Below are 20604 nucleotides of genomic sequence, written 5' to 3'. Positions count from 1 at the left end.
CTACCAGGCTTTCAGGCGCAAGGGTTGCACAGACAACGACCTGACCGGGCGTTGCCTGCACATCTGCCGCCCAATCGTTACATTCGGCTCGCTTTTGCGCTTGCAGCGCTGGCATGCAGGCAAATCGCTGCAGCTGCCCCCACATTCAGCGACTCTTCCCCGCCCGGCTGGGCGATGCGGATCAGCCGGCTCGCGCGCTCCTGCAGGGCCAGGGAAACGCCCTGCCCTTCATGCCCCATGATCCAGCCGCACGGCCAGGGGAGCAGTGCTTCATGCAGAAATTCTCCGCCGTGCGAGCTGGTCGCCAGCAATGGCAGGCCGAGTGCGTCAATATCCGTTGCATCCAGCCCTTCCACCAGCCGCAGTCCGAAGTGGGCACCCATCCCCGCACGCAGCACCTTGGCACTCCACAGTGCGGCCGTGCCCTTGATGGCCGCGATCTGCCCGAATCCGAAGGCCGAGGCGCTGCGCAGGATGGAGCCCACATTGCCGGCATCTTGAAGTCGGTCCAGCACCACCGTGGGCGCCCCTGGCACCAATGCCGCGGCGCAGGCCGGCATCTCCAGCACGAAACCCATGTGCGCCGGGGATTCGAGGCCGCTTACATCGGCCCAGAGGCTGTCGGCGATCACTATATTTTTGATAGCAGCATGCCGGTATTCTTCTTGCGCTAGAGGCCAAAAAGACTCTGCATAGACGGCGAATGCGGGTTGCACCCCGCGGGCCAGCGCTGCACGGCACAGGTGGTCGCCCTCCAGCCAGACACGGCCCTGCTTGCGATAAGCGCTGCTGTCCTGTGCCAGCCGCCGAAGGTCTTTCACGAACGCGTTGTCGCGCGACTGAACGAAGGTGACGTTGTCCGAGGTCATGCAGGTTGCCACTCCGCCTTCGCCACACCCTGCGGCAGCATCACGCCCTCAACCTCCACCATGGGGAGGTTAGCCGCCTGCACCGCCGCCACACGGCCGCGAACGAGGGCCTCGGCCACGGGCGAAAACGAACGGCGGTGTTGCGGACAGGCACCATGCGCTCGCAGCGCCGCCATGTGCTCCGCCGTGCCATACCCCTTGTGACCAGCAAAGCCGTACTGCGGGTATTCCAGATGCAACTGCGCGCACCAACGGTCCCGCGTGACCTTCGCCAGGATCGACGCCGCCGAAATGGCCTGCACCAGCGCATCGCCCTTGACGATGGCATCCGCCGGCACTTCCAAAACGGGCAGCCGATTGCCATCCACCAGCACGCGAACGGGCTTCAGGCGCAGCCCCTGCACCGCGCGCTGCATGGCCAGCATGGTGGCCTGCAAGATGTTGATGGTGTCGATCTCTTCCACGCTGGCCTCGGCCACCGCGCAGCACAGCGCTTTGGCGCGGATCTCGTCGTACAGCGCCTCGCGGCGGGCGGCAGTCAGCGTCTTGGAGTCGGCCAGCCCGGCGATCGGATTCAAGTCGTCGAGAATGACGGCTGCGGCAACGACCGGCCCGGCCAACGGGCCGCGTCCGGCCTCGTCCACGCCAGCGACGAGGCCCGGGGGATGCCATTGCAGGGCCACCTGTTCAGGCGGCAAGGATTTTCTGGATCGCATCGGCGGCCAATCGGGGGGTATCGCGGCGCAGGGTTTCGTGCAGCGAGGTGAAGCGATGCTCCAGCGCCAAAAGCGTGTCGGGAGATTGCCCGGGCGCGTCCAGCCACTGTGTGACGGCCGCAGCCAGCGCCGCGGGGGTGGCCGCGTCCTGGATCAGTTCGGGCACCACGAATTCACCGCAAAGGATATTGGGCAACCCCACCCAGGGCTGCAATTGCTTGCGCCGCATGAGGCGCCAGCTGATGGGGTGCATGTGGTAGCCGATCACCATCGGCCGTTTGAACAGGGCCGCCTCCAGGGTGGCCGTGCCACTGGCGATCAGCGTGCAGTCGCAGGCCGCCAGCACGGTGTGCGATTGGCCTTCTACGACCTGTACGGCCTCGGCCATGCCGCACTCGCGCACCACCTGCTCGATGCGCGCGCGCAGCGCCGGGACCGCCGGGATGACCATGCGCAGCGCCGGACGCGCCTGGTGCAGCAATGCCGCCGCCCGCAGGAACGGCGCGGCGATGTAATCCACCTCGGCCGAGCGGCTGCCCGGCAGGATGGCCAACACCTCGTCGTCCGCAGCCAGCCCCAGTTGCGCACGTGCGGCCTGGCGGTCGGGCTGCATGGGAATCACATTGGCCAGTGGATGGCCGACGTAGGTCGCGGCAATGCCGTGGCGGGCCAGAAGCTCGGGCTCGAACGGGAAGATGCACAGCACATGGTCGGCGCTGCGCTTGATTTTCTCGATGCGGTCGGCGCGCCAGGCCCAGATCGAAGGGCACACGAAGTGCACCGTCTTGACGCCGGCGGCGCGCAGGTCGGACTCGAGCCCCAGGTTGAAATCGGGCGCGTCCACGCCGATGAAGACCTGCGGCGGGTCGGCAAGCAGGCGCCGCCGCAATTGCTTGCGGATCTGCACGATGCCCCAGAGCCGGCGCAGCAGTTCGACGCTGTAGCCGTGCACGGCCAGGCGCTCACTGGGCCACCACGCAGTGAAGCCCCGCCGCTGCATCTGCGGCCCGCCGATGCCCTGCCCAGCCACGCCCGGCCACTGCGCCTGCAAGCCGTCGAGCAGCAGGCCAGCCAGCAGGTCGCCGGAGGTTTCGCCTGCCACCATCGCGATGCGCGGCGTCGGGTTGTTGGAGGGCGCCATCACGGTCAGCGCGCAATGCCGCGCGAGGAGTGGGCAATGAAGTCCAGCAGCAGCGCGATGTCGGGCGCAGCTTCGGGATGGAGGGACGGTAGCTCGGCAATTGCCTGCCGCGCCGCATCCAGCGTGAGGCCCTGGCGGTAGAGCAGCCGGTGCGCCTGCTTGATGGCGGCCAGGCGGTCGGCGGAGAATCCACGCCGGCGCAAGCCTTCGAGGTTCAGTCCACGCACCGACAGCGGATTGCCGTCCACCATCATGAAAGGAGGCACGTCCTGCGAGATATGGCTGGCAAACCCCGCCATGACGTGCGCGCCCACCTTGGTGAACTGGTGCACGCCCGTCAGGCCACCGATGATGGCGTGGTCGCCCACGTGCACATGGCCCGCCAGCGTGGCATTGTTGGCGAGCACGGTGTGGTTTGCGACCGCGCAGTCGTGGGCGATGTGCACGTAGGCCATCACCCAGTTGTCATTGCCGATCGTGGTCACGCCGCGGTCCTGAGCGGTGCCGGTGTTGAACGTGCAGAACTCGCGGATGGTGTTGCGGTCGCCGATGCGCAGCTCGGTGGGCTCGCCGGCGTACTTCTTGTCCTGAGGCGCGGCGCCCAGGGACGCGAATTGGAAAATCCGGTTGTCCTCACCGATCGTGGTGCGCCCTTCGATGACGCAGTGCGCGCCCACGGAAGTGCGCGCACCGATCGTCACGTGCGGGCCGATCACCGCATAGGGACCGATGGTCGCGGAGGCATCGATCCGCGCTGCGGGATCGACGATGGCTGTGGAGTGGATGATGCTGGTCACGTGCCGCCCTGCCCTCGCAGCGTCAGCCCACGGTGCGCATGGTGCACATGATCTCGGCCTCGCAGGCCACGCTGTCGCCCACGCGAGCCAGGCCCTTGAACTTGTAGATGCCGCCCTTGACGCGGTCAAGATCCACTTCCAGGATGAGTTGATCGCCCGGCTCTACGGGGCGCTTGAAGCGCGCGCCATCGATGCCGACGAAATAGAACACCTTGTCGTCGCCGGGCGCCTCGCCCATCATGTCGAACGACAACAGGCCCGCTGCCTGCGCCAGCGCCTCGAGCATGAGCACACCCGGCATCACGGGCCGGCTCGGGAAATGGCCCGTGAAGAACGGCTCGTTGATCGTGACGTTCTTCAGCGCCTGGATGTGCTTGCCCCTTTCGAGTTCGACCACGCGGTCCACCAGCAGAAACGGATAGCGGTGCGGCAAGAGCTTGAGAATTTGGTGGATATCCATCATTGGAAGATGCGGTCTAACCGTCTTTTCGTGTTTGTTCGAGGGCCTTGATCCGTTCGCGCAGGCTGTGAAGCTGCTTGAGCGTGGCCGCGTTTTTTTCCCACTTCGCATTTTCGTCGATGGGGAACATGCCGGTGTACTGGCCTGGCCGGGTCAGCGATCGCGTGACCACCGTTGCGGCAGACACATGCACATGGTCGGCCAATTCGAGATGCCCCAGCACGATGCCTCCGCCCCCCACCGTGCAATGCGCGCCGATGGTCGCACTGCCGGCCACACCAACACACCCTGCCATGGCGGAGTGGCGACCGATGCGAACGTTGTGGCCGATCTGGATGAGGTTGTCGAGCTTCACGCCGTCTTCGATGACGGTGTTTTCCAGCGCGCCACGGTCGATGCAGGTGTTGGCGCCGATCTCGACGTCGTTGCCGATGTGCACGGCGCCCAACTGCTCGATCTTCACCCATTCGCCGCCCTGCGGCGCAAAACCGAAGCCGTCGGCTCCGATCACCACGCCGGAATGGACGATGCAGCGATCGCCGATGCGGCAGTCCTCGCCCACGGTCACCCGCGATTTCAAAACCGTACCCGCGCCCACGTACGCGCCGCGCTCGACCACGCACAGCGGGCCGATGAAGGCCGTGGGATGGACCGTGGCGCCCCCGTCAACCACCGCACTGGGGTGAATGCCTTGCGGCACCGCGACGGCATGCACCTGCTTCCATAGCTGCGTCGCGCGCGCAAAATACACGTAGGGCTCGTCAGCGACGATGCAAGCGCCCCGGGCCAGGCCAGCCTCGCGCATCGAAGGCGCCACAATGACACAGGCCGCCCGGGAGGCGGCCAGTTGCTGCTGGTAGCGCGGATGGCTTAAAAAAGCCAGGTCACCGGGACCTGCAGACTCCAGGGGAGCGATACGGAGAATTTCCCCGTCCCTCTCGCCCCCCTCCAGCGTGCCGCCCAGCGCATCGACGATTTGCCCCAGAGAGAGGCTCACGCCGCGCGCCCCGTCAGCCAACGGCCATCACTTGGCGGGCGTGGCAGCAGCGGCATTCAGTGCCTTGATCACTTTGTCGGTGATGTCGTGCTTGGGATTGATGTAGACGGCTTCCTGAAGAATCACGTCGTACTTCTCGGCCTCGGCCACTTGCTTGACGACCTTGTTGGCGCGTTCCAGCACCTGGCCCAGCTCTTCGTTCTTGCGGGCACCCAGGTCTTCCTGGAACTCGCGGCGCTTGCGCTGGAAGTCGCGGTCTTGATCGACCAGCTGGCGCTGGCGGGCCGTGCGCTGGCTTTCGGCCATCGTGGGCGCTTCGCGCTCGAACTTCTCGGTGGCGGACTTCAGGCTGTTGCCTTGCTCCACGAGTTCTTTCTCACGGCGGGAGAACTCCTGCTCCAGCTTGGCCTGGGCTGCCTTGGCAGTGCTGGCTTCGCGGAAGATGCGGTCGGTGTTGACGAAGCCGGCCTTGAACTCCTGCGCCTGTGCAGGCACGGCTGCACCGAGCGTGCCCAGCAAGAGAACGAGGGGAATATGGCGGGAGAGAGATTTCATTAGAAAGACGTTCCAATCTGGAATTGCAGTTTCTGGATTCTATCGCCGGCGAACTTGCGCACCGGTTGCGCAAAAGCGAGGCGAAGCGGACCGAGCGGAGAAATCCAGCTCAGGCCCAGGCCGGCAGAGACACGCATGTCGCTGAGGGTGACCTTTTCATCTTCGCCATACACATTGCCTGCATCCACGAAAGTGAACACGCGCAGCGTGCGGTCGTTGCCTGCACCTGGAAACGGTGCGATCAACTCGGCGTTGAGCGTCACCTTCTTCGGTCCGCCCAGCGACGCACCCGTCACGTCGCGCGGACCCAGCGTGCCCTGATCGAAACCGCGCACGGAACCCAGGCCACCCGAATAGTAGTTCTTGAACACCGGGAATGGCCGGCCGTTCATGCCCTTGCCCCAGCCCAGTTCGCTGTTGAAGGCCATGGTGAACTTCTTGTTCAGCGGCACATACTGTTGGAACTGATAGTTGCCACGCACATAGCGCGCATCGCCGGCCACCGACCACTCGGTGTTCAGGCGCTGGTAGCGGCCCGAATTGGGCGCCAACGCGCTATCACGGTCATCGCGCGACCAGCCGATCGTGAGCGGGATCGCGGTGCTGCTGGAGCCATACGTCGTCGCGTAGGCGAGGTACGCGGCAGGAATGTTGGTGCCCAGTTTGATCCGCGTCTGTTCGAGGCCGCCCCCGAAGAACACGGTATCCGTTTCGCTGAAGGGAATGCCGAAGCGCACGCTGGTACCGGCGGTGATCAGCTCGTAGTTGCCGCCCTGGTCCTCGTACGGCTTGTCGGTGCGGTAGTACAGGTCGAGCGTGCGCGAGATGCCATCCCGCGTGAAATACGGGTTGGTGGTGCTGAACACCAGCGTGCGGCGGTACTTGCTGGTGTTGACATCCACCCCGAGATAGTTGCCCGAGCCGAACACGTTTTCTTGCTTGATGCTGAACGACAGAGAGACTTTTTCGGCGCTCGAGAACCCCGCGCCCAGTTGCAGCGAACCGGTGGGTTTTTCAGCCACGTTGACCACCAGGTCCACCTGATCGACAGAGCCCGGCACTTCCTGCGTCTCCACATTGACCTCGGTGAAAAAGCCCAGGCGGTCCACGCGGTCGCGGGACAGCTTGATCTTGTCGCCGTCGTACCAGGACGCTTCGTACTGGCGGAACTCGCGGCGGATGACTTCGTCGCGCGTGCGGTTGTTTCCGCTCACGTTGATGCGGCGCACGTAGGCACGACGGGCCGGCTCGGCGCGCAGCACCAGGGCCACACGGTTGTTCTCACGGTCCACTTCGGGCACCGCTTCCACACGGGCGAATGCGAAGCCGAAATTGCCGAAATAGTCAGTGAATGCCTTGGTGGTTTCAGCCACCTTGTCAGCGTTATATGGCTCGCCCGGCTGGATGGTGATGAGCGACTTGAACTCGTCGTCGCGGTCCAGGTAGTTGCCTTCGATCTTCACGCCGGAGACCACATAGCGCTGGCCTTCGGTCACGTTGACGGTGATCGTGATGTCTTGCTTGTCCGGGGAGATGGCCACTTGCGTGGAGTCGATGCGGAACTCGAGATAGCCACGCGCCAGGTAGTAGGAACGCAAGGTTTCCAGGTCGGCATTGAGCTTGGTGCGGGAATAGCGGTCCGACTTGGTGTACCAGCTGAGCCAGCCGCCCGTGTCCTGATCGAACAGCCCCTTGAGCGTCGATTCGCTGAACGCCTTGTTGCCCACCAGGTGGATTTCCTTGATGCGTGCCGGCTCGCCTTCGGTCACGGTGAACGTGAGGTTGACGCGGTTGCGCTCGATGGGAGTGACCGTGGTCACCACCTCGGCGCCGTACAGGCTCTTGTTGATGTACTGGCGCTTGAGCTCCTGCTCCGCACGATCGGCGAGGGCCTTGTCGAAAGGCCGGCCTTCGGTCAGGCCCACATCGCGCATGGCTTTCTTCAGGGTGTCCTTGTCGAATTCGCGGGCCCCGGCGAAATCCACGTCGGCGATGGTGGGTCGTTCTTCAACGACCACCACGAGTACGTTGCCGCTGGCCTCCAGGCGCACGTCCTTGAACAACCCCAGCGCAAACAGTGCGCGGATCGCTGCAGCGCCCTTCTCGTCGTTGTAGTCGTCACCCACACGCAGCGGCATCGACGCGAAGATCGTGCCCGGCTCGACGCGCTGCAACCCCTCCACCCGGATATCCTGCACCTTGAACGGCTCCAGGGCCCATGCCGCATTGGCAGCAAAAACCATGGCGGCCACGGCACAGGCCTTGCGCACGCCCAAGCGATTGAATTGTTTTTTCATGAGTGAACTGGTACCGCGCGGTGAACGCGCGCGGCAAAAAGGTTAGCCAAAAAGCCGGGTGATATCGTTGAACAAGGCGATGGACATCATCAGGAGAAGCACCGCCACGCCGCCGCGCTGCAATCGCTCCATCCAGGCGTCGGACACGCCCTTGCCGGTCACACCTTCCCAAAGATAATACATCAGGTGCCCACCGTCCAAAACGGGCAGCGGAAGGAGGTTCAGCACGCCCAGGCTGACGCTGATCAGGGCCAGAAAGACCAGGTATTGGGTCAGCCCCATGCTGGCGGAACGCCCCGCGTAATCGGCAATGGTGAGCGGCCCGCTGAGGTTTTTCAGCGAGGCCTCGCCGATGACCATGCGCCCCATCATGCGAAGGGTCAGGGCGGACACTTCCCACGTTCGGACCACACCGTTCCACAAGCCCTCGATCGGTCCGTGGCGCACCGTCACGAACTCCGGCTGAGCACCTACGAAGGCTCCCACACGGCCGACGGGGCCTGAAGGTTCGGTGTGCAAGTCTGGCAGGACATCCAGCGTCAACATCTGGCCGCCGCGCTCGATGCGCCAAGGCTGAGAGACCGCCGTCCCGCCGCCCACGGATGCGCGGATGAGTTCCCGAAGCTGCTGGCCATCCACCACGTTGGTCGCGCCGAACTTGACGACCAGGTCGCCCTGCCGCAGTCCGGCGCGTTGCGCCGGGCCGCCCTGGACGACTTCACCCAGCACGGGCCGCGTCCAAGGACCGACGATACCGATTTTTCGAAAGAGCTGCGCGTCGGCTTCCCGGGCATCGAACTGCGCGAGCTCCATCACCATCTGGCGCTGCGGGGCGCCGGGCGATGGCTGCACCTGCAAGCGGACATCGGCACCGTCAAGCGCACCACGCGTCAGAAGCCACCGCAAATCTTCAAAGGACCGCACAGGCTCGGCTTCATCATTGCCCAGGGCCGCTTCCAACACAAGTTCGCCCCCTTGCAAACCCGCCTTCTGTGCCACGGACCCGGGCACCGGGCTGGCCAGAATCGCCTTCGGCTCTTCCACACCCATCCAGTTGACTGCGGCATAAAGCAGCACAGCGAGCAGCAAATTGGCCGCAGGGCCGGCCGCCACGATCGCAGCACGGGAGCGCAGCGGCTTGGCATTGAACGACAGGTGGCGCTCATGGGCATCGACGGGGGCCTCTCGCTCGTCCAGCATGCGCACATACCCGCCGAAGGGAAAAGCGCCGATGACGAATTCCGTCGGCGATCCCTTGGGCTGCCAGCGCAGCAGGGGCTTGCCGAAACCCACCGAAAAGCGAAGTACCTTCACGCCGCAGGCAACCGCCACGCGGTAGTGGCCGTATTCATGGACGGCAATGAGCACGCCGAGCGCGACGATGAAGGCGATGACGGTGAGCAACATGGTGTCTTTCTGCCCAGAGGCGATCGCTCAGGCGGCCAGCCGCTGCGCACTGCGCAAAGCGACGAACCGCGCTTCGGCATCCAGCGCCAGCAGGGCCCCCAGCGATTCGGGGTTGGAGGGCGTGACCGCCTCGAGAGTTGCAAGATTCAGCCGATGAATCTGGTCGAACCGGATACGGCGCTCCAAAAACGAGGCCACGGCCACCTCATTGGCAGCATTGAGCACCGCCGTGGTGCCGCTTGTCGCACGCAAGGCCTGCCACGACAGGTGCAAGCCGGGGAACCGGGTGGCATCGGCTTCTTCGAAGGTGAGGGCGGACAGGGTCGAAAAATCCAGCCGAGGGGTGCCACTCTCGATGCGCTCCGGCCAGGCAAGCCCGCAAGCGATTGGGACACGCATGTCGGGAGTTCCCAATTGGGCCAGCACCGACGCATCCACGAACTGAACCATCGAGTGGATGATCTGCTGCGGATGGATCACCACCTTGATCTGCTCCGGAGTCAGATCGAAAAGCCAACGCGCCTCGATCACCTCCAGGGCCTTGTTCATCATCGTGGCCGAATCGACGGAAATCTTTCGCCCCATCGAAAAATTGGGATGGGCACATGCCTGCTCCGGCGTGACATCGCGCAGCGTGGCCGGCGCACGGGTGCGAAACGGCCCGCCCGATGCGGTCAACAAAATATGGTCCACGCGGCGGGACCACGTTTGCGAATCCTCCGGCAGACACTGGAAGATGGCCGAATGCTCGCTGTCGATCGGCAGGAGCGTGGCACCGCCCTCTCGGACGGCGGACATGAAGACTTCGCCCCCCACGACCAGCGCCTCCTTATTCGCCAGCAGCAAGCGCTTTCCTGCGCGGGCAGCCGCCAGGCAGGGGCCCAAGCCCGCCGCACCAACGATGGCTGCCATCACTACGTCTACCTCTTCATGGGAGGCAATGGTGTCCAGCGCGTCCGGGAATTGCAGGACCCGCGTCGCCAAGCCATTCGCCGCGAGTTGGCTTTCCAGCAGGCGGGCATGCGGCGCACTGGCCATGACGGCAAAGCGGGGCTGAAAGCGCGCGCATTGCGCCAGCATGGAATCGACCTGCGTTGCGGCGCTCAAGGCGAAAACCTCGTAGCGCTCCGGATGGCGTGCCACCACATCCAGGGTGTTGGTACCGATGGATCCCGTGGAACCCAAGACCGTGATGCGTTGTTTCATGCGGAAGCGAAATGGGTCAACATCATGGCCAACGGCAGCGTGGGCAAGAGTGCATCCACGCGATCGAGCACGCCACCGTGGCCCGGCAACAAACCGCTGCTGTCCTTGGCGCCGATGCTGCGCTTGACGAGGGACTCGGTCAGGTCGCCGACCACGCTCATGGCCGCCATGAACACGGCACCCAAGAGCAGCAGCCACCAACCTCGCGCAAACAGATGGGTATAGAAACTGGCCACCGGCGCACTGGCGGATGCATCGGCGATGACCCAGCCCACGGCCAGAGCCAATACGCCAGCCATGCCACCCCAAACGCCTTCCCAGCTTTTCCCGGGACTGATCGAAGGGGCAAGCTTGTTCTTTGTGAATCGCAAGCCGAAGGCACGGCCGGCAAAGTACGCGAAGATGTCAGCCACCCATACGAGTACCAGGATCGACATCAGAAAATTGATGCCCGCCATGCGAGCTTGCACTGCGGCGAGCCAAGCCAGCCAAAGTACGAAGACACCGCCGACCAGCCGCACGGCCCTGGGAACCTGAGGCCAGCCCTTCACGCCCGCACGCAGCATCCATGCGCTGCCAAGCACCCATGCTGCACCACCGAGCGTCCACAGCCACGCCAGCGGTTGCTCCAGCCAGCCCAATGCCCAACTCGCTGCGCAAAGTGCGACGCAAGCGGCTCCCGCCGCAATGGCAGGAGCTGAGCTCAGCCCTTGGAGCCGGCCCCATTCCCAGGCGCCTGCCGCCATCAAGACCAGGATGATTGTGGCAAATGGCCAGGGGGAGGGATAGAAAAGCGCCGGCAGCAGAATGGCCAGAAGGACGATGGCAGTAATGACGCGCTGTCGAAGCATGGAAAAGCCCTTTCAGACCTGCAGCGAGGCAGGCGACGACGCCAGTATTTGCTCGGATGTTTTGCCGAAACGGCGCTCTCGGGCATTGAAGACAGCAATGGCCTCATCCAAGGCCTTGCCGTCGAAATCCGGCCAGAGCCGATCGCTGAAGTAGAACTCGGAATAGGCAGACTGCCAAAGCAGGAAATTGCTGATGCGCATTTCTCCGCCCGTACGGATCACCAGATCAGGATCCGGCACGTGCGCCAGCCCCATGGCGGCATGAAGGCTGGCCTCCGTGATGGGCTCGCCGCGCGCCGCGACCGCTGCGGCGGCCTGCGCGATGTCCCAGCGGCCGCCATAGTTGAAGCAGACGTTCAAGACCAAGCGGGTGTTGTGCGCGGTATCCGATTCGGCTTGGCGCAGTCCTGCCCGCACCTTATCCGACAACCCGGCCTTCTCACCCACGAAATGCAGCCGCACCCCGTCCTTTTGCAATTGGGGAACCTCACGGGACAGCGCCTTGGCAAGCAAGTCCATGAGACCCGAGACCTCATCGGCAGGCCGATTCCAGTTCTCCGAAGAAAAAGCAAACACCGTCAGGACCGCTATGCCCCTTTCCACGCAAGCCTGCGCACAGCGTTTGAGAGAGTCCACACCCTGTTTATGCCCTGCCAGCCGTGGCAGAAAGCGGCGCGTGGCCCAACGGCCGTTGCCATCCATGACGATGGCAACGTGGTGCGGAATGACCGAAGAGGCGGACATGCAAGACAACGATCGATTCCCTGAACGGGGAATCAGACCGCCATGATTTCCTGTTCCTTGCCGGCCACCAGCGAATCGACTTCGGCGATGTGCTTGTCGGTGACTTTCTGGATCTCGGTTTCCGATCGCTTTTGATCATCCTCGGAGGCCAGCTTGTCCTTGACCAGTTTCTTGACCGCTTCGTTGGCGTCACGGCGAAGATTGCGCACGGCGATCTTGGCGCTCTCGCCTTCGTTACGAGCAAGCTTGGTCATTTCCTTGCGCCGCTCTTCGCTCATGGGAGGCATGGGCACGCGGATCAGATCGCCCATGGAGGCCGGGTTCAAACCAAGATCGCTTTCGCGGATGGCTTTTTCGATCTTGGCGCCCATGCCTTTTTCCCAGGGCTGGACACTGATGGTGCGAGAGTCGATCAACGCCACGTTCGCCACTTGCGAGAGGGGCACGAACGAGCCGTAGTATTCGACCTGCACGGAGTCCAGCAGCGCCGGATTGGCACGGCCCGTACGGATCTTGGACAGGTTGTTTTTGAAAGCCACGATGGACTGGTCCATCTTGGTTTCTGTGTTCTTCTTGATATCGGCAATGGTCATATTTTTCTCCTCAGCATGAAGCCGAGCGCGCCATGGCGCACCCAGCCGTCAAGCGTACACCAGCGTGCCTTCATCCTCACCCATGACCACGCGCTTGAGCGCTCCATGCTTGATGATGGAAAACACGCGGATCGGCAACTTCTGGTCACGGCACAGCGCAAAAGCCGTCGCATCCAGAATCCCCAGATTGCGCGACATGGCCTCGTCGAACGTGAGCTTGGTGTAGCGGGTCGCCGTGGGGTCCTTCTTCGGGTCGGCGGTGTAGACACCGTCCACCTTCGTCGCCTTCAAAACCACCTCGGCACCGATCTCGGCACCCCGCAGCGCGGCCGCGGTGTCGGTCGTGAAGAAGGGATTTCCGGTACCGGCGGCAAACACCACCACCTTGCCCTCTTCCAGATATTGCAAGGCCTTGGGGCGCACATAGGGCTCGACCACCTGTTCGATGGCGATCGCCGACATAACGCGGGCGATCAGGCCCTGCTTGTCCATGGCATCGGCCAGCGCCAGCGCGTTCATGACCGTCGCCAGCATGCCCATGTAATCGGCGGTGGCGCGGTCCATGCCGACCGAACCGCCAGCCACGCCGCGAAAGATGTTGCCACCACCGATGACCACGGCCACCTGCACGCCCATGCGGGTGACTTCAGCGATCTCCTCCACCATCCGGACGATGGTGGCGCGGTTGATGCCGAAGGAATCGTCCCCCATGAGCGCCTCGCCAGACAACTTGAGCAAAATGCGCTTGTGGGCTGGTACAGCAATGGACATGGGGGTTTCTCCGTGGGTCAATGAAATGGCGCGCGAGGCCGCAATGGATTCGTCTATCAAGCGGCAGACTTGGCTGCCGCCACCTGGGCGGCCACTTCAGCAGCGAAGTCGTCCACCTTCTTCTCGATGCCTTCGCCGACCACGTACAGCGTGAAGCCCTTGATCGTCGTGTTGGCAGCCTTGAGCATCTGACCCACGGACTGCTTGCCATCGGCCGCCTTCACGAAGACCTGGTCGAACAGGGACACTTCCTTCAGGTACTTCTGCACGCCGCCTTCGATGCGCTTGCTGACGATCTCGTCGGATTGCACGGGCTTGCCTTCTGCTTCGGCCTTGGCCTTGTCTTCCGCAGCCTTGGCAGCGGCGACCGAGCGTTCCTTTTCGATCAGGTCGGCAGGCACGTCGGCACTGGTCAGTGCAACGGGCTTCATGGCAGCGATGTGCATGGCCACGTCCTTGGCTGCGGTTTCGTCGCCTTCGAACTCGACCACCACACCGATGCGTGTGCCGTGCAGGTAGGAAGCCAGCTTGTTGCCCGAGAAGTTCTTGAAGCGGCGGAACGACATGTTTTCGCCGATCTTGCCGATCAGGCCCTTGCGCACTTCTTCCAGGGTAGGGCCGAAGCCGTCTTGGCTGTAAGGCAGGGCACCCAGGGCTTCCACGTTGGCAGGGTTGTGCTTGGCCACCAGTTCGGCCGCGGCCTTGGCCAGGGCGAGGAAGCTGTCGTTCTTGCTCACGAAATCGGTTTCGCTGTTCACTTCGATCAGCCCGCCGGTCGTGCCGTCGATGTAGCTGGCGACCACGCCTTCGGCGGTGATGCGGGCGGCAGCCTTGCCAGCCTTCGTGCCCAGCTTCACACGCAGCAACTCTTCCGCCTTCGCCAGGTCGCCTTCGGCTTCCGTCAGAGCCTTCTTGCATTCCATCATGGGGGCATCGGTCTTTGCGCGAAGTTCGGCGACCATGCTTGCGGTAATTGCAGCCATCTTTTTCTCCAGTGTCAGTTCAGTTCGTTACAGCGTTCGGGCTAAAAAAAAGGGGGCTAACCAGGAGCCCCGCTTTCATTCGCGACAGGTCGCGCGGCCGGGACTTCAGGCAGCGGTTTCTTCCACTTCCACGAATTCGTCAGAGCCTTCGGCAGCCACGGCCTTGACCACGTCGTTCACGGCGTTGGCACGGCCTTCAATGATCGCGTCGGCGATACCGCGGGCATACAGGGCCACGGCCTTGGCCGAGTCATCGTTGCCGGGGATCACGTAGTCGATGCCTTCGGGGGAGTGGTTGGAGTCCACCACGCCGATCAGCGGAATGCCGAGCTTCTTGGCTTCGGCCACAGCGATCTTGTGGAAGCCGACGTCGATGATGAAGATGGCGTCAGGCAATGCATTCATTTCCTGGATGCCGCCGATGTCCTTTTCCAGCTTTTGCATTTCGCGGGTGAAGGTGAGCTGCTCTTTCTTGCTCATGGCATCGAGGCCGCCTTCCAGCTGGGCCTTCATGTCCTTCAGGCGCTTGATGGAGGTCTTGACCGTCTTGAAGTTGGTCAGCATGCCGCCCAGCCAGCGCTGGTCCACGTAAGGCACGCCAGCGCGCTGGGCTTCGGTGGCGAGGATTTCGCGGGCTTGGCGCTTCGTGCCGACCATCATGATGGTGCCGCGGTTGGCGGTGAGTTGCTTGGCGAACTTTTGCGCGTCCTGGAAGAGCGGCAGCGACTTTTCCAGGTTGATGATGTGAATCTTGTTGCGATGGCCGAAGATGTACGGGGCCATCTTGGGGTTCCAGAAACGGGTTTGGTGACCGAAGTGGACACCGGCTTCCAGCATTTCGCGCATGGTGACGGACATGAGAATTTCTCCGAAGGTTGGGTCTAAAATCCAGCCCCAATAACTGCCGGCTTGCAAGAAGAAGGCAGCACCTTGAAAGGGCTGGTTTGCGATTTGTCTTGCCAGGTTGTCGGCCACGCACAGCGCAGCCACCAGCAAAACCCAAAGATTCTAGCATGGCATATTGACCGGCCCAAACGGCCCGCTCCACCGTCTGGACGGGGGTGGCGCCCGTGGCCATCCGACGAAATTCCCTGGAAAACACAAAAACAGTAGCAAACAGCGCAATCTCCATTAGCGCTGCTGCCTGAAAGAGCTCAGAAACCAAATGCACATCGCCATCGTGGGCGCCGGTATCGTCGGCGTCACCACTGCTTACGAACTGACGGGCGACGGCCACGAGGTTTCGGTTTTCGAACAACGCAGTGCTGCAGCGGAGGAATCGAGCTTCGCCAATGCGGGCCTTTCTTCGCCCGCCCTCCTCATTCCTTTGGCGGCGCCGGGCATCGGGGGCAAACAAAGCGCCCGGTTCTGGGGACGCCATGCAACGCTGCGGCTCGCCCATGGCGTGACGGCGGCCGAGCTGCGTTGGCTTTGGCGCTGGCGCAAGGCCGGCCGCTCGCCCGCGCTCTCGATGACACTTTCCGCGCTGGAGCAACTGGGCCGCTACAGCCAGGCACACATGCGGCGGGTATCGGAGCAATTGCAGCTGGACGCGGAAACCAGCCGCGGCGCGCTCGTGCTGCTGCGCACGGTCGAGGACCTGGCGCATGTGCAGCCGGCCCTGCAACTGATGCGCGATGCGGGCATGGCCATCCATGACGTGGACGGGGATACGGCCCGCCAGATCGAACCGGGGCTGTCACCCGAGACGCCCCTGATCGGCGCGCTGCATATTCCCGATGGCGAGTCCGGCAACTGCCGGCTGTTCGCACAGATGCTGCGCTACGCCGCGCAGGAGCGTGGCGCGCAGTTCCATTTCAATGCCCAGGTCACCGGCCTGGACGCGGCGCCCGCGGGCCTGCGGATCGCCGGCGAAACGCTGCCTCGCCGATTCGACGCCGTGGTCATCTGCGCCGGCGTTGCGGCAACTGCATTGCTGCGCCCGGTGGGCATCGATCTGCCGGTCGCGGCAGTCCATGGCTACTCCATCAGCGCCCCGGTGCGGGAAGACTCCCATGCCCCGCAAGGGTCGGTCATTGACCCGCTCCACCGGGTGACGATCACCCGCCAGGGGCAACGCGTGCGCATCGCCGGTGGTGCCGAAGTGGGCCGGGGCGACGGCCAGCACCATGCGCCCACGCTGCAGACGCTGTACCAAGCCATTTCCGGCTGGTTTCCCGGCGGGGTGCAGGTTTCGTCGGGCCAAGTGCAGGTGTGGCGCGGAGCCCGCCCCACCCTTGTGGATGGCGCGCCGGTCGTGGGGCCCAGCGGCTTGCCGGGCGTGTGGATCAATGCGGGCCATGGTGGCTGCGGCTATGCACTCGCGTGCGGCAGCGCCCGGGCCCTGGCCGACCTGATAGCCCAGCGCGCGCCCGAAGTGGATTTGCAGCACTTCGCGTTGCGCCGTTTCTGAGCCGGACCCAACGCCATGCGCTCCTTGCACCCTGCAGCGGCCACACGGGAGCCCTCCCTTCGCCGGATCACGGGCGACCAACCCCGCGCACTCTTCGACACACTGGCCACGCGCCGCATCGAACAGGCCCTGGCAGCGCAGTGCCCGCCGCACACGTTGATGCAGCGCGCAGGATTGGCGGTGGCACGGCTGGCACAGGCCATCGCGCCCCACGCTCGCAGCGCATGGGTGGTCTGCGGTGCCGGCAACAACGGCGGCGATGGGTTGGAGGCGGCCTTTCATCTGCACCGCGCAGGACGCGCCGTCACGGTGACATGGCTGGGCCGGCCGGACACGGTGCCGCCCGATGCCCTTGCGTCTTACCAGCGCGCCACGATGGCAGGCGTGGTGTTCTCGGACTCCCCCCCGCCCGGCATGGGCCCCGATGACGTGTGCGTGGATGCGCTACTGGGCATCGGATTGTCGGGCGGCGGCAAGCCCCGCGTTGCCGATCCGCGCGTGCAGCACCTGCTGGCCCGACTGCATGCCGCCCCCGCCCCCGTACTGTGCGTGGATACGCCTTCCGGCCTGTCGGCGGACACGGGCCAGTTCGCGCCCGGACTGACGCCGCCGGCGGGCGTTGCCGTGTCCCCAAGGCACACGTTGGCCCTGCTCACCTTGAAACCGGGGCTGTTCACCGGCGACGGACGGGATGCGGCCGGTCAAGTCTGGCTGGACGACCTCGGCGCCGGATCGGCAAAGTGGGCGCCCTGTGCGTGGCTGGCTGCAGCGCCCCCGCACGCTCACCGTGCCCATGCCAGCCACAAGGGCAGTTATGGCGACGTTGCCGTGGTGGGCGGCGAAGGACTGCAGGCCCGGGGCATGGGCATGACCGGAGCGGCGCTCCTGGCGGCATCGGCGGCGCTGCACGCAGGCGCAGGGCGGGTGATGGTGGCCCTGCTGGATGAGGGAGACCTGTCCATCGATGCATTGCAGCCAGAGTGCATGCTGCGGCGATTCGACGCGTTGCGCCTGGATCACGGGGCCGTAGTGTGCGGATGCGGCGGCGGCGAGGCCGTTCGAGCGGTGCTGCCGAGGGTCCTGGCCGAGGCGCACCGGCTGGTGCTGGATGCGGACGCCCTCAATGCCGTGGCCGGCGATCCGTCCCTGGCGAAGGCGCTGCAGGAGCGCGCCGCGAAGGGTTGGCACACCGTGCTCACGCCCCATCCCCTGGAAGCGGCCAGGCTGTCGGGCCAGGAAACACAAGACATCCAGGCCGACCGGCTGGGCGCGGCGTCCCGGCTGGCCCAGCGGTTCGGCTGCGCCGTGGTGCTGAAAGGTTCGGGCAGCGTGATCGCGGCGCCTGGGCAGACGCCCCGCATCAATCCGACTGGCAACGCGCGCTTGGCGACCGGGGGCACGGGCGATGTGCTGGCAGGCCTGCTGGGGGCCCGGCTGGCCGCCGCAAAATCGGCGCCGGATGCGGCCTTTGAAGCAGCCATCTCCGCCTGTTGGATGCACGGCCAGGTTGCGGATCAGTGGCCGCCCGGCAAAGCGCTCACTGCGTCGGCGCTCGCTCGGCAACTCAGTCCGGGCTGAATCGGCCGCAACGGCTGGTCTGCGCCAGCGGAACGCAACCAACCGTAACTGTCGTCTCAATCGCGCTCCAAAAGGCCTTGTCTGACAGACTTGGGCCAAAGGCGAGCGTTCTAATCCCCACATCCCGCCACCGTGCAAGCCCCACCACCTCTTGAAGGACTTCTGTCATGAAACGCAAAATCCATTCCGGAACCCGCGCTTTCGCAGCCTTTACGGTGACGGTGTTTCTCGCGGTGGCCGCCACCGCCATGACACTGGTGCCGGACGAAGCGGTGCAAGCAGCCGACTCGCTGGTGAACCTTCCAGGCAACCTGGAACAGATTCTTCCCGCAGAATCTTTCCTCAACTGACCTGGGTTGGCCGAGGCGGTTCGGGGGCAGCACCCCGACATCCAGCCCCAGCCCCCTTCATTTCTTTCGTGATTCGAATCAGCGTTTTTCAGCGCTGATTCCCTGCTCCAGTACCGACAGCCGCCTGCGGGCGGCAGCAGCTGCTGTCCGGTCGCCCCTTTGATCGGCGCGCTGTGCCGCCAGCGTCAGCCACGAAAGCAGTGGCCGGCGCCATCCCTGGGCAGAAGCGGCATCCACGGCCGAATCGACCACCTGCGGCGTTTCCCGGCCGGTTTTCACCCACACCCCTGCAGCCACCAGGCGCGACAACGGATCGGCCATGCCGGCTTGCGATGCCGGGCCGGCCGTCCAGGCGCTGCGCTGCGGCTCGGGCAGGCGGCTGGCGGTGGCACTGTCGATGGTGCCCGCGAGGTAATCGGCATAGGCCTGATCCTCCGGGGCGGCGTCGGCGCGCAGGGCTTCAAACGCCGTGCACGGCTCGACCACCAGGCTGGCGACCTGGGTGGCACAGCGCATCAGTTCCACACGGGCCAGCAGGTCGGGCCGGCCGGTGCGGGCGACTTCGGCGCGGGCCCGGTCCCACTCCAGCTGTGCGATGCGCGTGTCGCCTGACAAGTACGCCTCGGTCGCCTTGCGGGCTGCGCCGTGGGCATTCATTTGCCACTCGGGCACAGGCGGCTTGCTGGAGCAAGCCCACAAGACCACGCACGGCAGCAGCACGGCAGCGCGCAGCAAAGTCCGAAGCGGCGAAGGCAGCAGCGTGTTCATGGCAGTTTGAGTTCCGTGTCGCGCGCAAACGGCCATTTGCGCTGGATGTCGTTGACCAGGCCCTCCACCTTGCGCAGGTTGCTCTCCACCTCGGCCCGCAGCGTGCCCAGATCCGTGGTGGCTTCGCGGGTATTGGCGCCGATGGCCTGGGCTTCGGCCAGCACGGCATCGACCTTTTTCAGGCTCTGGCGGGTGTCGGCCAGCAGGCCGTTGAGCTGCACCACCGTGGCCCGCACCTCGGGCACCAGCCCCGGATCGCCCGCCGCCCCGAACACCTGCCGGTCGGCCTTGGCGGCCATGCCGTCGATGCGGGCCAGCAACTGGTTGGTGCGGTCCAGCGTGGCGGTGATCTTTTTGGCATCCGCCTCGCTGCCCATGAGCACGTTGAGCGCGCCGCCGGGGGCGTTGAGGCGCTCGGTCAGCGTGCGCACGTTGGCCAGCGTGCCGCCCAGCGCCGCGTCCTGGGCCGTCATGGCCTGCAGGTTGGACAGCAGTTCGCGCGCCGAGGCCATGAGCTGCGGGATCTCGGCCGTGGCATCGCCGCGCAGCACCGGGCGCTCGGCGCCGTCGGCCAGCAGCGGGTCGGTGAGGATGCCGCTGTAGGCCTTGATGGTGGTGCCGCCCACGATGCCGCGCACCAGCGTGAACACGCTGGACTCGCGCAGCCAGTGCGCGTCCTTGCGCGGCACGTCGATCAGGATGCGCACGTTGCCGTCGGGCGAGAGCTCGATGCCGCGCACCCGCCCGATGGGGAAGCCCGAAAACGTCATGTCCATGCCGACCACCACGCCCTCGGAGTCGTCGGCCGTGAGCACCAGGCGCTGCGTGGGCTCGAAGACGCCCCGCGCGTACAGCAGGTAGAACGCCGAGCCCACGATGAGCGCCAGCGTGAACAGGAGCAGCGCCGCGGCCTTGCGCTCCAGGTTCGCCACCGGGCGCTGGGCTTCGAGCAGCGCCTCGCTGGCGGCATCGTCCGCTTCGTGGGAAGGGGGCCACTCAGCCATGGCAGGCACCGCCGTTGGCCCACGGGCCGAAGGTGCCGGCGGGAAAGGGGTCTGGGTCGGACATGAAAGCGTTTCCTCGGTGAGGCCACGGCCCGCAGCGCGGG

The 20604-nt window shown here is 64.9% G+C and carries 21 protein-coding genes; 3 read left to right on the top strand and 18 right to left on the bottom strand.

Annotated features, from left to right (window positions below; genetic code table 11):
- Positions 1–77 precede the first annotated feature (77 nt).
- The 16 genes from M5C98_RS08235 to rpsB all read right to left on the bottom strand — a co-directional run bounded on the left by M5C98_RS08235 (position 78) and on the right by rpsB (position 15245).
- Positions 78–869 carry a TrmH family RNA methyltransferase gene (locus tag M5C98_RS08235; RefSeq protein WP_272552121.1) on the bottom strand — a complete coding sequence of 264 codons (792 nt, stop codon included), beginning with the start codon at positions 867–869 and terminating at the stop codon, positions 78–80.
- Positions 866–1585, bottom strand: coding sequence for a ribonuclease HII (gene rnhB / locus M5C98_RS08230; protein WP_272552119.1), 720 nt, complete (start codon positions 1583–1585; stop codon positions 866–868). Before rnhB ends, M5C98_RS08235 begins: the two co-directional genes overlap by 4 nt.
- Entirely contained in the window at positions 1557–2726 is a 1170-nt protein-coding gene (gene lpxB / locus M5C98_RS08225) for a lipid-A-disaccharide synthase (RefSeq protein WP_272552118.1), read from the bottom strand. Before lpxB ends, rnhB begins: the two co-directional genes overlap by 29 nt.
- Positions 2727–2731: 5 nt before the next feature.
- Positions 2732–3523 carry an acyl-ACP--UDP-N-acetylglucosamine O-acyltransferase gene (gene lpxA / locus M5C98_RS08220; RefSeq protein ID WP_272552117.1) on the bottom strand — a complete coding sequence of 264 codons (792 nt, stop codon included), beginning with the start codon at positions 3521–3523 and terminating at the stop codon, positions 2732–2734.
- Positions 3524–3545: 22 nt separating this feature from the next.
- The gene (gene fabZ / locus M5C98_RS08215; protein ID WP_272552116.1) at positions 3546–3986 is read right to left on the bottom strand and encodes a 3-hydroxyacyl-ACP dehydratase FabZ; all 441 of its coding nucleotides are present in this window, start codon (positions 3984–3986) and stop codon (positions 3546–3548) included.
- Positions 3987–3999: 13 nt separating this feature from the next.
- On the bottom strand, positions 4000–4980 hold the full coding sequence (lpxD, locus tag M5C98_RS08210) for a UDP-3-O-(3-hydroxymyristoyl)glucosamine N-acyltransferase (protein WP_272552115.1): 981 nt from the start codon (positions 4978–4980) through the stop codon (positions 4000–4002).
- 27 nt (positions 4981–5007) lie between these two features.
- On the bottom strand, positions 5008–5535 hold the full coding sequence (locus tag M5C98_RS08205; RefSeq protein WP_272552114.1) for an OmpH family outer membrane protein: 528 nt from the start codon (positions 5533–5535) through the stop codon (positions 5008–5010).
- Positions 5535–7832: an outer membrane protein assembly factor BamA gene (bamA, locus tag M5C98_RS08200; protein WP_272552112.1), complete on the bottom strand. Its 2298-nt coding sequence runs from the start codon at positions 7830–7832 to the stop codon at positions 5535–5537. Before bamA ends, M5C98_RS08205 begins: the two co-directional genes overlap by 1 nt.
- Positions 7833–7874: 42 nt before the next feature.
- Positions 7875–9239 (bottom strand): RIP metalloprotease RseP, encoded by a 1365-nt coding sequence (gene rseP / locus M5C98_RS08195; RefSeq protein WP_272552111.1) that lies wholly within the window; start codon positions 9237–9239, stop codon positions 7875–7877.
- Between the two features lie 27 nt (positions 9240–9266).
- Positions 9267–10445 (bottom strand): 1-deoxy-D-xylulose-5-phosphate reductoisomerase, encoded by a 1179-nt coding sequence (gene ispC / locus M5C98_RS08190; RefSeq protein WP_272552109.1) that lies wholly within the window; start codon positions 10443–10445, stop codon positions 9267–9269.
- Complete coding sequence (locus M5C98_RS08185; RefSeq protein ID WP_272552108.1) at positions 10442–11296, bottom strand: phosphatidate cytidylyltransferase; 855 nt, start codon at positions 11294–11296, stop codon at positions 10442–10444. Before M5C98_RS08185 ends, ispC begins: the two co-directional genes overlap by 4 nt.
- 12 nt (positions 11297–11308) lie before the next feature.
- Positions 11309–12040 (bottom strand): polyprenyl diphosphate synthase, encoded by a 732-nt coding sequence (gene uppS / locus M5C98_RS08180; protein WP_272552106.1) that lies wholly within the window; start codon positions 12038–12040, stop codon positions 11309–11311.
- A gap of 32 nt (positions 12041–12072) precedes the next feature.
- The gene (gene frr / locus M5C98_RS08175; protein ID WP_272552104.1) at positions 12073–12633 is read right to left on the bottom strand and encodes a ribosome recycling factor; all 561 of its coding nucleotides are present in this window, start codon (positions 12631–12633) and stop codon (positions 12073–12075) included.
- Between the two features lie 48 nt (positions 12634–12681).
- Entirely contained in the window at positions 12682–13404 is a 723-nt protein-coding gene (gene pyrH / locus M5C98_RS08170) for a UMP kinase (RefSeq protein ID WP_272552103.1), read from the bottom strand.
- A gap of 56 nt (positions 13405–13460) precedes the next feature.
- Positions 13461–14387, bottom strand: a complete 927-nt coding sequence (gene tsf, locus M5C98_RS08165) for a translation elongation factor Ts (RefSeq protein WP_272552102.1) — start codon at positions 14385–14387, stop codon at positions 13461–13463.
- A 105-nt stretch (positions 14388–14492) separates the two neighbouring features.
- Positions 14493–15245, bottom strand: coding sequence for a 30S ribosomal protein S2 (gene rpsB, locus M5C98_RS08160; RefSeq protein ID WP_272552101.1), 753 nt, complete (start codon positions 15243–15245; stop codon positions 14493–14495).
- Positions 15246–15552: 307 nt separating this feature from the next.
- Between rpsB and M5C98_RS08155 the strand changes: the two genes are divergently transcribed.
- The 3 genes from M5C98_RS08155 to M5C98_RS08145 all read left to right on the top strand — a co-directional run bounded on the left by M5C98_RS08155 (position 15553) and on the right by M5C98_RS08145 (position 18728).
- Positions 15553–16800 (top strand): FAD-dependent oxidoreductase, encoded by a 1248-nt coding sequence (locus M5C98_RS08155; RefSeq protein WP_272552100.1) that lies wholly within the window; start codon positions 15553–15555, stop codon positions 16798–16800.
- A gap of 15 nt (positions 16801–16815) precedes the next feature.
- Entirely contained in the window at positions 16816–18378 is a 1563-nt protein-coding gene (locus tag M5C98_RS08150) for an NAD(P)H-hydrate dehydratase (RefSeq protein WP_272552099.1), read from the top strand.
- 167 nt (positions 18379–18545) lie between these two features.
- Positions 18546–18728: a hypothetical protein gene (locus M5C98_RS08145; RefSeq protein WP_272552098.1), complete on the top strand. Its 183-nt coding sequence runs from the start codon at positions 18546–18548 to the stop codon at positions 18726–18728.
- Between the two features lie 78 nt (positions 18729–18806).
- Here M5C98_RS08145 and M5C98_RS08140 read toward each other — a convergent pair whose 3' ends face one another.
- Together M5C98_RS08140 and M5C98_RS08135 are read right to left on the bottom strand one after the other, a co-directional pair.
- On the bottom strand, positions 18807–19496 hold the full coding sequence (locus tag M5C98_RS08140) for a hypothetical protein (protein ID WP_272552097.1): 690 nt from the start codon (positions 19494–19496) through the stop codon (positions 18807–18809).
- On the bottom strand, positions 19493–20500 hold the full coding sequence (locus M5C98_RS08135; protein WP_272552095.1) for an MlaD family protein: 1008 nt from the start codon (positions 20498–20500) through the stop codon (positions 19493–19495). Before M5C98_RS08135 ends, M5C98_RS08140 begins: the two co-directional genes overlap by 4 nt.
- Positions 20501–20604: the final 104 nt, after the last annotated feature.

The organism is Acidovorax sp. NCPPB 3576 (assembly GCF_028473605.1).
GTDB lineage: Bacteria > Pseudomonadota > Gammaproteobacteria > Burkholderiales > Burkholderiaceae_C > Paracidovorax.
Note: the sequence above shows the minus strand (reverse complement) of the source record. Positions and strands in the feature narration are given on the sequence as shown.